10 protein-coding genes are annotated in these 12,099 nt (G+C 62.7%); 6 read left to right on the plus strand and 4 right to left on the minus strand.

Annotated elements, in window-relative coordinates; genetic code table 11:
• The first annotated feature begins 5 nt into the window (after nt 1-5).
• The 3 genes from senB to ASD07_RS20535 all read left to right on the plus strand — a co-directional run bounded on the left by senB (nt 6) and on the right by ASD07_RS20535 (nt 2,948).
• Nucleotides 6-977, plus strand: coding sequence for a selenoneine biosynthesis selenosugar synthase SenB (gene senB, locus ASD07_RS20525; RefSeq protein WP_055934547.1), 972 nt, complete (start codon nt 6-8; stop codon nt 975-977).
• 11 nt (nt 978-988) lie between these two features.
• Entirely contained in the window at nt 989-2,038 is a 1,050-nt protein-coding gene (selD, locus tag ASD07_RS20530) for a selenide, water dikinase SelD (RefSeq protein ID WP_055934549.1), read from the plus strand.
• 241 nt (nt 2,039-2,279) lie between these two features.
• Nucleotides 2,280-2,948: a flagellar brake protein gene (locus ASD07_RS20535; protein ID WP_229207228.1), complete on the plus strand. Its 669-nt coding sequence runs from the start codon at nt 2,280-2,282 to the stop codon at nt 2,946-2,948.
• Between the two features lies 1 nt (nt 2,949).
• Here ASD07_RS20535 and ASD07_RS20540 read toward each other — a convergent pair whose 3' ends face one another.
• Together ASD07_RS20540 and ASD07_RS20545 are read right to left on the minus strand one after the other, a co-directional pair.
• On the minus strand, nt 2,950-3,567 hold the full coding sequence (locus ASD07_RS20540; protein WP_229207230.1) for a hypothetical protein: 618 nt from the start codon (nt 3,565-3,567) through the stop codon (nt 2,950-2,952).
• A gap of 51 nt (nt 3,568-3,618) precedes the next feature.
• Nucleotides 3,619-4,068, minus strand: coding sequence for an Lrp/AsnC family transcriptional regulator (locus ASD07_RS20545; RefSeq protein WP_082507469.1), 450 nt, complete (start codon nt 4,066-4,068; stop codon nt 3,619-3,621).
• Between the two features lie 277 nt (nt 4,069-4,345).
• Between ASD07_RS20545 and leuA the strand changes: the two genes are divergently transcribed.
• The 3 genes from leuA to ASD07_RS20560 all read left to right on the plus strand — a co-directional run bounded on the left by leuA (nt 4,346) and on the right by ASD07_RS20560 (nt 9,104).
• On the plus strand, nt 4,346-6,043 hold the full coding sequence (gene leuA, locus ASD07_RS20550) for a 2-isopropylmalate synthase (RefSeq protein WP_055934559.1): 1,698 nt from the start codon (nt 4,346-4,348) through the stop codon (nt 6,041-6,043).
• A 106-nt stretch (nt 6,044-6,149) separates the two neighbouring features.
• Entirely contained in the window at nt 6,150-7,775 is a 1,626-nt protein-coding gene (locus tag ASD07_RS20555) for a methyl-accepting chemotaxis protein (RefSeq protein ID WP_055934561.1), read from the plus strand.
• Between the two features lie 261 nt (nt 7,776-8,036).
• The gene (locus ASD07_RS20560; protein WP_055934563.1) at nt 8,037-9,104 is read left to right on the plus strand and encodes a cache domain-containing protein; all 1,068 of its coding nucleotides are present in this window, start codon (nt 8,037-8,039) and stop codon (nt 9,102-9,104) included.
• A gap of 507 nt (nt 9,105-9,611) precedes the next feature.
• Here the strand turns inward: ASD07_RS20560 and egtB are convergent.
• Both egtB and egtD read right to left on the minus strand, forming a co-directional pair.
• Complete coding sequence (gene egtB / locus ASD07_RS20570; RefSeq protein WP_082507470.1) at nt 9,612-10,991, minus strand: ergothioneine biosynthesis protein EgtB; 1,380 nt, start codon at nt 10,989-10,991, stop codon at nt 9,612-9,614.
• Entirely contained in the window at nt 10,984-11,988 is a 1,005-nt protein-coding gene (gene egtD, locus ASD07_RS20575; protein ID WP_082507471.1) for an L-histidine N(alpha)-methyltransferase, read from the minus strand. Before egtD ends, egtB begins: the two co-directional genes overlap by 8 nt.
• Nucleotides 11,989-12,099 lie beyond the last annotated feature (111 nt).

Below are 12,099 nucleotides of genomic sequence, written 5' to 3' on the forward strand. Positions count from 1 at the left end.
CACCAGTGAGCAAGCAGACAATCTGCATCGTCAGCCCGGCGCTGGCACAAGCCAACAATGGCAACTGGCAAACGGCCCGCCGCTGGGCGCAATTCCTGCGCACGCGCTACCAGGCCGACATCGCTTCCGACTGGCCAGCCGCTGCGGCGCCGGACCTGCTGGTCGCACTCCATGCGCGCCGCTCGGCCGCAGCGCTGGCGCACTTCTGCGCAGCGTATCCCGCCCGTCCCACCATATTGGTGCTGACCGGTACCGACCTGTACCGCGACATCCGCAGCGACGCCGACGCGCAAGCCTCGCTGGAGCGCGCCAGCGCGCTGGTGCTGCTGCAGCCGGCCGGGCTGGACGAACTGCCGCCCCACCTGCGCGCCAAGGCCCACGTCATCTATCAATCGGCGCCGGCACTGCAGCCAGCGGTCCGCGCCGCGGCGCCGCAGCGTCACGAAATCCTGATGGTCGGCCACCTGCGCGAAGAAAAAGACCCGCGCACGTTCATGCTGGCAGCCGCGCACGTGACGGCCCGCACCGCCCGCCTGACACATATCGGCGGCGTTCTCGAACCCGCGCTCGGCGACGCCGCCACCGCGGCCAACGCAGCCTGGCCGGGACGCTACCAGTGGCTCGGTCCCCTGCCCCACGCCGACACCCGCCAGCGCCTGAAGCACGCCCACGCCATGGCCATCTGCTCGCGCATGGAAGGCGGCGCCAACGTCATCATTGAGGCCGTGACCAGCGGCGTTCCCGTGCTGGCCAGCGATATCAGCGGCAACCGCGGCATGCTGGGCGACGACTACCTTGGCTACTTCCCGCTGGGCGACGCGCAAGCACTGGCCAAGCTGATTGACAAAAGCATCAACGTCCCCGGCTGGTATGCAGAGCTGCAAGAACAATGCGCCCGCCGCGCCCGACTTTTCACTCCCGAAGCCGAGCAGGCAGCCCTGCTCGACTTGGTGGATAATCTGCTCCATACGAACTGAAAGACCCCATCATGAGCACTGAACCAATCAAACTCACCTCCTTCTCCCACGGCGGCGGCTGCGGCTGCAAGATCGCGCCGGGCGTGCTGTCCGAGATCCTGAAGAACACCAACGGCTTCCCGCTGCCGAAGGAACTGATGGTCGGCATCGAAACCGCCGATGACGCCGCGGTCTACAAGCTGAATGACGAGCAAGCGCTGATCGCCACCACCGACTTCTTCATGCCGATCGTCGACGATCCGTTCGACTTTGGCCGCATCGCAGCCACCAACGCCATCTCCGACGTGTACGCCATGGGAGGCACCCCGATCATGGCGCTGGCATTGGTCGGCATGCCGGTCAACAAACTGCCGATCGACGTAATCGGGAAGATCATCAAAGGCGGCGAATCGATCTGCAACGAGGCAGGCATCCCGATTGCCGGCGGCCACACCATCGATTCCGTTGAACCGATCTACGGCCTGGTGGTCCTGGGCCTGGTGCACCCGTCGAAAGTGAAGCGCAACGCCGATGCCAAGGCTGGCGACGTGCTGGTGCTGGGCAAGCCGCTGGGCGTGGGCGTGCTGTCCGCCGCCCTGAAGAAAGGCGTGCTGGGCGACGAGGGCTACAAGGCCATGATCGACAACACCACCAAGTTGAACAAGCCGGGCAAAGCTTTGTCCGAGCTGCCAGGCGTGCACGCGCTGACCGACGTTACCGGCTTTGGCCTGCTGGGCCACCTGCTGGAACTGGCGCGCGGCGCCAAGCTGACCGCCAAGCTGAATATGTCGCAAATCCCGCTGCTGCCAGGGGTCGAAAAGCTGGCGCATGACGGCTTCTTCACCGGCGCTTCCGGCCGCAACTGGGACGCCTACGGCAAGGACGTGCTGCTGTCGCCGAACATCAGCCAGCCGCAGCACACGCTGCTGACCGATCCGCAAACTTCCGGCGGCCTGCTGGTGTCCTGCGATCCGTCCAGCGTTGACGAAGTGCTGGACCTGTTCCGCAGCCACGGCTTCGAACACGCCGCCGTCATTGGCGAAATGGCCGCCGGCGAGCCGCGCGTGCAAGTGGCGGCGTAAGCCGCGACTCGCCGGCCGCAGTGCAGATAGCAACGGCCGGCAATCACTTTGACCTGGTTTCATTTTCAAAGTTCTAAAACAGGTTGCTATTTGGCAATTCGCATCCTATGATGGACTCATACCAGTCCCCTATACAAGCGATATGCTGCTCAATGAGCCACATGCCGTACCGATCCGCAAAGGACCTCCGCGGCCACAAGACGCGCTAGCCCCTTTCCTGGCTACCGCAAGCTCGTACGAAATGACGAGCGAGGACGATATTGGCGACGCCCTGACCCTGCTGGCTGCGAGCGGCGACGCGATCTCGATGTATGCGGCCGGCAGCCGCGACGTGGTACTTGGGCGCATCCTGTCGGTCGACCCGGAGTTGCCGCATTTTGTGATCGAGCTCAATGAAGGGGCAGTCCTCCCGCCCGGCAAGATCACTTTTGTCAGCTGGCTGCGCACAGCCAAGGTGCAGTTCCGCCTGTCCAGCCAGGAATGGGGTTCGGTTCCCGGCAAGCCGCAGCTCATCCCACTGACATTCCCGGAAACCTGCGCGATACTGGACCGGCGTGCTTCGGAGCGCATCGAGACGCCGCTGGGCGCCAACTTCATGGCCTCGTTCGTGTTGAACAACCATACCTACCAGCTGCCGATTTACGACCTTTCACTTGGCGGAATCGGCCTGCGCTGCTCGAAGCTCGAGGCGAAAGGCTTGCTCAAGGGCCGCAAGATCCCGGACGTTGTGCTGGAGCTAGGGGAGGATATCGAGATCGCCACCGAGCTGGAAGTGCGCTTCACGCGCGGTTTTCGCTCCTTCCTGCTGGGCGAACAGCTCCATATCGGCTGCATGTTCATCAACGTGGCGGCAGAGACGGCAGCCCAGCTGGCCGCGCAGCTGCCGCTGATTACCGCAAGCGGGAAGTAGCTTATTTCAGGAAGCGGAAGGTGGGCTCGATGTTCTTTGAATGGAGGAAGCTGACGATGTCTTCCAGCGCCGCATCCTTCAGCAGCAAGCCTGCCGCTGCGGACCCAGTTGGCGGCGCCTGGCGCAACGGCGGCAGGGCACCGCCACTGGACCGGCGCAGTTGATCGAGCGCTTGCGCGAACTGCGCAGGCCCGATGCTTTCCAGCCCTTCCAGCAAGGCGACTTGCCCCGCTTCCGGCGGCTGCATATCGAGTCCCTCGTCACCTGCGAATGACGCGCCCATGCCAGGGTGGATGAACGCCGCCCACTTGCCGCTGGCCTGGTCAAGGTATGGCGGCAGCGCGACGGCGCACGCATCGGCGTCAGCGCAAACCAGCTGCGCGAACACCTGCGCTTGCGCCAGCGTTACCGGTTTCTCCAGCGAGAGCCAGAGCCCAAACGCGCCCGCGCCGCAAATACTCACCGCAGGAGCCGGCAGGCCCAGGTCCGCCTGCAACGCATTCGCCACCGCGCACAGGCGTTCCCAATGCCCGGCCTCGCCATCCCCCGCCAGTTTCCTGAACGCCAGGGAAATGCTGCGCGTTCCGCCATCGGCAGGCGCAAGGAAAAGTCGGTTCAATTCTGCATTCAGCTTTTGCATCGGGATTTCGCAATCAAAACATCAAGGCCGTTATTCTGTCACAGACAGCGGAGCGCTGACCGGTGTCTGGTGCAGGATCACGCGGCTGTATGTGTCCTGCACGCCGGCGCGGTCGCGCAAGGTATCGATCAGCCGCAGCAAATGGGCCTGGTCTTTGCAGGCCACACGCAGCAGGCCATCGTAATTCCCCGTCAGCAGCGCCACTTCCAGCACGCCGGGGATGGTTTTCACGATTTCCTCAAACTCGCGGGTATTGCTACCCGACTTCAGTTTGACGTCGATATAGGCTTGCAAGTGCAGGCCAAGGGCGGCGTGGTCAATGCGGGCCTCGAAAGCGAGAATGGCGCCTTCGGCCACCAAACGCCGCACGCGATCCGCCACGGTATTCGCACTGAGGCCTACGCGCTCACCTAAATCCTTAAAACTTATCCTCGCATCATCGCGCAAAAGTCCGATTATTTCTCGATCAATCTTATTCATATTCGATTTATCCTCACTGTGACCGGCATTTTATCAGCATAAAACGCGAAAACATCGCAAATCACTGTCGAGATTTTTTCTTGACAAGGCCAAATCCGGTGCCTTACATTGGTCGACATGACCTCGCATTCGCACATTTCTGCACACCTGCCAGGCGCCCTATCCCTAGGGGCGCTACTACTGGCACGCGCCTGATTTCCCCTAGCAGCACCCTTCGTCGGCCGCCCTTGCGCCGCGTCCCGGTTTCCCAAAATTTGAAAAACACAGGAGTATCACCATGATGTTGAAGAACCCTGCCGCCAAATATCGTCCCTACCCGACCGTCGGCTTGACCGACCGCACCTGGCCAAACACCGTCATTTCCAAGCCGCCGACCTGGATGAGCACCGACCTTCGCGACGGCAACCAGGCGCTGATCGAGCCGATGAGCGTGGAAAAGAAAATCAAGTTCTTCGAGCTGTTGATCAAGGTGGGCCTGAAGGAAATCGAAGTGGGCTTCCCTTCCGCCTCGCAGACCGATTTCGATTTCGTGCGCAAGCTGATCGAAGAAGACCGCATTCCGGACGACGTCACCATCATCGTGCTGACCCAGGCGCGCGAAGAGCTGATCCGCCGCACCGTTGAATCCTGCATCGGCGCCAAGCGCGCGATCGTGCACATGTATAACTCCACTGCACCGGTCTTCCGCAAGGTGGTGTTCGGCGCGACCCGCGAAGAAATCACCGCGATTGCCACCAGCGGCACCAAGCTGGTAAAGGAGTTGCTGGCCCAGCATCCGGAAACCGACTGGACTTACGAATACACGCCGGAGTCCTTCTCCACCACCGAACTGGATTTCGCCAAGCACATCGTGGACGCGGTCTCCGCCATCTGGCAGCCGACCCCGGACAAGAAGATGATCGTCAACCTGCCGGCCACCGTCGAATGCTCGACGCCAAACGTCTACGCCGACCAGATTGAATGGATGTCGCGCAAGCTCGAACGCCGCGATTCCATCATCATCTCCGTGCATCCGCATAACGACCGCGGCACCGGTATCGCCGCCGCCGAATTCGCCGTCATGGCCGGCGCCGAGCGCGTGGAAGGCTGCCTGTTCGGCAACGGCGAGCGCACCGGCAACGTCGACCTGGTGACCCTGGCCCTGAACCTCTACACGCAAGGCGTGCATCCGGGCCTGGACTTCTCCGACATCGACTCCGTGCGCAAAGTAGTCGAGGAATGCAACCAGCTGCCGGTGCATCCGCGCCATCCATACGTGGGCGACCTGGTGTTCACCGCCTTCTCCGGCTCGCACCAGGACGCGATCAAGAAGGGCTTCGCCAAGCAGCAGGAAGGCGCGCCATGGGAGATCCCCTACCTGCCAATCGACCCGCAAGACCTGGGCCGCAGCTACGACGCCGTCATCCGCGTCAACAGCCAGTCCGGCAAGGGCGGCATGGCCTACCTGCTGGAACAGGATTACGGCCTCGAATTGCCGCGCCGCCTGCAGATTGAATTCAGCCGCGCGGTGCAGAAAGTGGCCGACCAGAGCGGCCTGGAAATCACCTCCGAAGGCATCCACCAGATCTTCGAAAGCGAATACCTGAACCAGGCCACGCCGTATGCCTACGTATCGCACAGGATGGTGGAAGACAGCTCCAGCGACGAGCCGGTGCAGATCGACATCAGCCTGCTGCACAACAAGGCTTCGATGTCGCTGCAAGGCGGCGGCAATGGCCCGATCGATGCATTCGTCGATGCGCTCGGCCTGGACGTCACGCTGATGGACTACCACGAACACGCGATCGGGCACGGCGCCAACGCCAAAGCGGCCTGCTACGTTGAACTGCGCCTGGATGGCGGCCCGACCCTGTTCGGCGCTGGCATCGACAGCAATATCGTCACCGCTTCGTTCAAGGCCGTGCTGAGCGCGATCAACCGCCAGATCGCACAGAAATCCGAAACCTCGGCTAGCATCGCACAAGCCGAGGCCTGAGCGGTTTCCCATTCGGGGCGGCCGCCTGCGCCGCCCCGAATTTTGTCTCCTTGCGGCCATTACCTATACTGGTAAATCGTTTTCCACGCCGCCGGAAGGAGCAGTCATGCGCATTGCCAACCTGAAGATCGGGACCCGCCTGGGATTGTGTTTCGCGATTGTCTTCGCCTTGATGGCAATGCTGATCGCCGTCGGCAGCCAGCGCCTCTCCAGCATCGGCGAGCTGAGTTCCACCATTATCGACAAGGACTGGGTCAAGGCGGATGCGGCGGCAACGGTCTCCGCCACCACGCGCGCCAATGCGGCACTGGTGCTGCAACTGCTGCTGGTGACCGACACCGCCCAAGGCGCGCAGCTGCGCGCGCAGGTGGACAGGAACAAGGCCATCATCACCGATGCACTGGCGAAGCTCGACAAGCTGGTGTACCGCCCCGCCGGCCGTGAACTGCTGGCGCAAGTGAGCAGCGACCGCAGCGCCTACGTGCAGTCGTTCACCGGCGTGCTCAAACTGCTCGCGGACGGCCAGCGCGAGCAGGCCACGCAACGCGCACTGTCGGAAACCATGCCGCGCCTGGCGAAGCTGCAGGCAAGCGTGGAAAAACTCGCCGACCTGCAGGACGGCATCGTCACGGCCAACGGCGCCGAAATCAAGCAGCACATCAGCTCCGCCCGCGCCATGATGATTGCCCTCGGCGTGTCGGCACTGGTGCTGGGTGCGGCCTGCGCGCTGTGGGTCACACGCTCCATTACGCGCCCGATCAACTATGCGCTGCAGGTGGCACGCACCGTCGCATCGGGCGACCTGAGCAGCCAGATCAAGGCTCAATCGCAGGACGAAGCCGGCCAGCTGCTGCATGCCCTGCGCGATATGAACGACGCGCTGTCGCAGATCGTCGGCCAGGTACGCAATGGCACGGTGGCGATCGCCTCGGCCTCCGGCGAAATCGCGACCGGCAACATGGACCTGTCGGCACGCACCGAGAACCAGGCCTCCGCGCTGGAAGAAACCGCATCTTCGATGGAAGAACTGACATCGACCGTCAAAGCCAATGCCGACAACGCGCGCGAAGCCGACAAATTGGCCAGCTCCGCCTCCTCCATCGCCCAGCGCGGCGGCGAAGTGGTGTCGCAAGTGGTGACCACCATGGGCTCGATCAACGACTCCTCGCGCAAGGTGGTGGATATTATTGCGGTGATCGACGGTATCGCGTTCCAGACCAATATCCTGGCCTTGAACGCGGCGGTGGAGGCGGCACGGGCCGGCGAGCAAGGCCGCGGCTTTGCCGTTGTGGCCAGCGAGGTGCGCAACCTCGCAGCGCGCTCGGCCAGCGCCGCCAAAGAGATCAAGGCACTGATATCCAGTTCGGTGGAACAGGTCGATGCCGGCGCCAAGCTGGTCGCCCAGGCCGGCGCCACGATGGAAGAAGTGGTGTCGGCGGTGCAGCGCGTGACCGGCATCGTCGCCGAAATCTCGCTTGCCACGCGCGAGCAAACGGACGGCATCGAACAAATGAACACGGCCATCATGCAGATGGACCAGACTACGCAGCAGAATGCCGCCCTGGTGGAGCAAGCCGCAGCGGCCGCCTCGGCCATGAGCGACCAGGCTGGCGAACTGGAAACCCTGGTCAGCCAGTTCCGCCTGGCAGGTGAAACGGCAGGGCGCAAGCGCCCCGCCCTGCCAGCGCAGCAACGCAACACGCCACGCCTGGCCAACGTGCGCGATGCATAAATCATTTCCGCACAGAAACCGACTGATGTATAATCGTGTACTTATAAACTGAGCAACAGGGAAATCACGCTAAACAAGGGTCCAGCAGCGACCCGTGATTTCGCAAGTTGTTGCTCAGGCAATGCCCGAAGCAGCGTGCTTGGCGCTGCAAACAGCCTCGGGTGAGCAACCAGCTTTGCCTCGAAATCAGCCATAATGCCAACACTGTCCGTAATCTGAATGCGGAAGTGTCCGTGCGATTTTTACGAATGATTTATAAAAATGAAACTGTCACTTAATATCTTCCAAAAAGTCCTGATCACCCTGCTCGTGGTCACCCTCGTGCCACTGTTTGCCCTTTGGTACCTGGGCAATTCTTCTGCTGAGCAGGAACTGACCACGAAGATTTCGGAAAACCTGATTGCCACCACCGACACCGTGGCGACCGGCGTCACCGGCTGGGACGACACCAATATGCGCGCAATGCGCCAGGCCGCCCGCCTGGACGACATCATCTCCATGAACACCGCGCGCCAGACCCCGATCCTGATGGCAACCGCCGCCTCCTATGAATGGGTCTACCTGATCCACACCCTGGGCGTGGACGGCATGGACGTGGCGCGTAGCGACGGCAACCCAATGCTCAACTACGGCGACCGCGGCTACTTCAAGGCCATCATGTCCGGCAAGGACGAAGGCCGCCTGGTAGCCATCGGCAAGACCAGCGGCAAGCCTTCGCTGAACATCGGCGTACCGATCCGCAATGAAAACCGCACCATCGTCGGCGTGTTTACCATGGCGATGGACCTGGGTGTGGTGTCCCGCACCGTAACCGACATCCGCATCGGCGAAACCGGCCACGCGATCCTGCTGGACGGCGACAAGAAAGTCATCGCCCACGGCGACGCAAGCAAGATCAAGTCCGCCCTGCAAGACTTCAGCAAGCACCCTGCCCTGCAAGTGCAAGGCATCACCGACGAGCCAAAAGTCTACATGGACGGCGACGTCAAGATGGTGGGCTTCGTACGCAACCTGCCACAAGGCTGGACCGTGCTGGTTGAGCAGCAATACGACGAAGCGTATGCCGCCATGTCGAAGATGCGCAGCGAAGCGCGCCTGCTGATCATCGTCGTTATCGTCCTGGTTGGCGCACTCGCATTCGTGCTGGGCAAGCAACTGACCCGTCCGATCAACCACCTGACCGACATCGCTGAGAGGCTGAGCAAAGGCCAGCTGGACGTGACCATTCCACAGACCAGCCGCGGCGACGAAATCGGCTCGCTGGCCCGTGCGGTGGAACGCCTGGGCGTGAGTATCCAGATGGCGATGGATCGCCTGCGCAAGAAATAATCGATAAAGGCGAACTGATATGGCACAGCCAGAGTTCACTCCTTTCGTAGAGTTACTCGACAAAATCGCCGGCTTCTGCGCCCAGGGCGACACCGCGACCATCATGCTGGTCAGCGATGACAACCGCATGGCGCAGATCCACCTCGATAACGGACGCATCGTGTTCGTCTTGTGCCGCGGCCGCCGCGGCCGTGACGGCCTGGACATCCTGCGCACCATCCAGAACGCACGGATGAGCCTGGATCGCCCGAGCGTTGGCAGCAACGAGCCGCTGCCGTGGTCGACCGAAGCGATTCTCGACTACCTGTACGGCAGCATCACGGAACTGCCGGAAGGCAGTTCGGCGTCGACGCTGCTGGCCGGCGTAGCGCGCCGCCCGGCAGCCGCACCGGAAGCGGCAAGCAAACCGGCTTCCAGCAAGCCGGCACTGTCGGCCGCGCAGCGCACGATTTTCGAAGAAACCCTGGCCACCTACATTGGCCCGATGGCCGCAATTGTGTGCGGGGATTATTTCGACGAGATCAGCGACCTGCGCCAGCTGACATTGAAACTGGCCGGCGAGATTGCCAACGCCGACCAGGCAGCCAAGTTCAAGGCAGAGATCGTACAGGCCCTCGGCATCCGCCTGTAACTCGCATCTAAAAAGTCGGGGTCAGGTCCGGCAATCGGACATTTCGCAAGCGAAATGTCCGATTGCCGGACCTGACCCCGACTTTTATTTTTGAATTGCCAGCGGGCGCTGGCGGGGAAGAAGTTGCGGTAGCTGGCTCGGGCGTGACCTGGCGGGGTGGCCAGGCTGGAGCCGCGCAGCACGTATTGGTTCACCATGAACTTGCCGTTGTACTCGCCAATTGCGCCTTGTGCCGGGCGGAAGCCGGGGTATGGGGCATAGCTGCTGCTGGTCCATTGCCAGCGCTGGCCGAACATTTGCTGCAGCGCGCCGTCGCCGGCTGCATGCTCCCATTCCGCTTCCGTCGGCAGGCGGGCGCCGCACCAGTGGGCGTAGGCGTCAGCCTCGAATAATGAGATATGCATTACCGGGGCATCCATCGCAAGCGGCTGCTGGCCGTGCATTGTGAAGGCGCTCCAGCCTGCCCCCTCCCCGTCGTGCCGCCAGTACAAGGGCGCTTCAATGCCTTGCGCACGAATCCAGTCCCAGCCTTCCGCCAGCCACAGGGCTGGGTCGCGGTAGCCGCCTGCTTCAATGAAGGCGAGGTATTCGGCATTCGTTACCAGCCGCGTGGACAACTCGAACGGGGCAATGCAGGCCTTGTGGCGCGGCAGCTCGTTGTCGAAGCAGAAGCCGTCGCCCTGGTGGCCGATTTCTTGTACGCCGCCATCGAAGCGTTGCCAGGATTGGGCTGCGGCGGCGGGCGCAGCCGGTGCAGCAGCTGCCGGCAGGCAGGCCGGCGCCATCGGGTTCTGCGCCAGCAGGTGCTTGACGTCGGTGAGGATCAGCTCCTGGTGCTGTTGTTCGTGCTGCAGGCCAAGCGTCAACAGCTCGGCCAGGCGGGCATCGGTGGCGGCCAGCCGCGTCGCCAGCACGGCAATCCGGGCATCGACATTGGCGCGGTAGGCGCGCACTTCTGCCATTGAAGGCCGCGTCAGCAGGCCGCGCTGCGGCCGCGGGTGCTTGTCGCCGACGCCGTTGTAGTAGGAGTTGAACAGCACGCGGAACGCGGCATGGAATGGCTGGAATCCGGGTTCGTAACGTTCGAGGATGAAGGTCTCGAAGAACCAGGTGGTATGCGCCAGGTGCCATTTGACCGGGCTGGCATCCGGCATCGACTGCGCGCCGCAATCCTCGTCGGACAGCGGCTCGGCCAGCGCCATCGTCGCAGCTCGCACTTGCGCGTAGCGCTCGGTCCAGGGGCTGGCGTCACGCATAGGCTGCCGCGGCGTGCATCACTGCGAACCAGTGTGCATCGTCGGTCCAGGTGCCGTCGACGCGGAAGCCTGCCTCCCACAGCAGGCTGCGGAATCCATCGAGCGTGTACTTGTAGCTGTTTTCAGTATGAATGCGCTCGCCCTGGGCGAAACTGCGCTCGCCGCCGCACCAGTGCACGGCAAGTGCGCAGCGCGCTTCGAGGTGCATTTCGATGCGGCTTTCAGCATCATTGAAGAAGGCGACGTGGCGCCACTGCGCGGGATCGAAGTCGGCGCCCGCCAGGAGGTTCAGGTGGCGCAGCAGGTTCAGGTTGAAGGCTGCTGTGACGCCGATCGCGTCATCATAGGCCGCGTCCAGCACCGCCGGGTCCTTGACCAGGTCCACGCCGATCAGCAGGCCGCCATCGGCGCCGACGTTCTCACGCACCTGGCGCAGGAACGTCACCGCGTCGTGCGGCGTGAAATTGCCGATCGATGAACCGGGATAGAAGAACTGGCGGCGCGCGACCGGCACGGAAGGCGGCAACACCAGCGGCTGCGCCAGGTCCATCACCAGCGGCGTGATTTCGATGGCGGGGAAACGCTGGCGCAGTTGCGCCGCTGCCTGCTGCAGGAAATCGCCGGCGATATCGACTGGCACGTACTGGCTTGGCTGCAATAAGGGAAACAGGCTGGCGGCCTTGGCGCAATTGCCTGCGCCCAAGTCGACCAGGGTCATGCCGGGCCCGATGCGGGCTGCCATGTCGGCGCCATGGCGGGCGAAGATTGCCGCTTCGGTGCGGGTCGGATAGTACTCGGGCAGTTCGCAGATCGCTTCGAACAGGTGCGAGCCCAGGCTGTCGTAGAAATATTTTGGCGAGGTGGACGCTTGCGGCGCAAGCAGTCCGGCGCTGATCTCTGCAATAGTGGCCGCGTCACCGTGGGCGGTTCTGGTGGACAACACACTGCTCGTTTCCGGTGCGACCAGGCGAATCGCAGCCGTGCGTGACAAGGTCATGGCTCTGGCTCCAGGGACATTTTTGCTATCATAGCTGAATATCCAAGACCAGGTACCGCACCCACACGTGGCGTGCGGCTCGTCATTAACATAAATAAGGTCCCTCATGTC

Source organism: Duganella sp. Root336D2, from assembly GCF_001425005.1.
GTDB lineage: Bacteria > Pseudomonadota > Gammaproteobacteria > Burkholderiales > Burkholderiaceae_D > Rugamonas.

Bases quoted from the DNA above. Each gene is read 5' to 3' on its own strand.
- selD (WP_055934549.1), top strand. From the start codon at position 989: ATGAGCACTGAACCAATCAAACTCACCTCCTTCTCCCACGGCGGCGGC.
- ASD07_RS20535 (WP_229207228.1), top strand. From the start codon at position 2,280: ATGACGAGCGAGGACGATATTGGCGACGCCCTGACCCTGCTGGCTGCG.
- ASD07_RS20545 (WP_082507469.1), bottom strand. From the start codon at position 4,068: ATGAATAAGATTGATCGAGAAATAATCGGACTTTTGCGCGATGATGCG.
- leuA (WP_055934559.1), top strand. From the start codon at position 4,346: ATGATGTTGAAGAACCCTGCCGCCAAATATCGTCCCTACCCGACCGTC.
- ASD07_RS20555 (WP_055934561.1), top strand. From the start codon at position 6,150: ATGCGCATTGCCAACCTGAAGATCGGGACCCGCCTGGGATTGTGTTTC.
- ASD07_RS20560 (WP_055934563.1), top strand. From the start codon at position 8,037: ATGAAACTGTCACTTAATATCTTCCAAAAAGTCCTGATCACCCTGCTC.
- egtB (WP_082507470.1), bottom strand. From the start codon at position 10,991: ATGCGTGACGCCAGCCCCTGGACCGAGCGCTACGCGCAAGTGCGAGCT.
- egtD (WP_082507471.1), bottom strand. From the start codon at position 11,988: ATGACCTTGTCACGCACGGCTGCGATTCGCCTGGTCGCACCGGAAACG.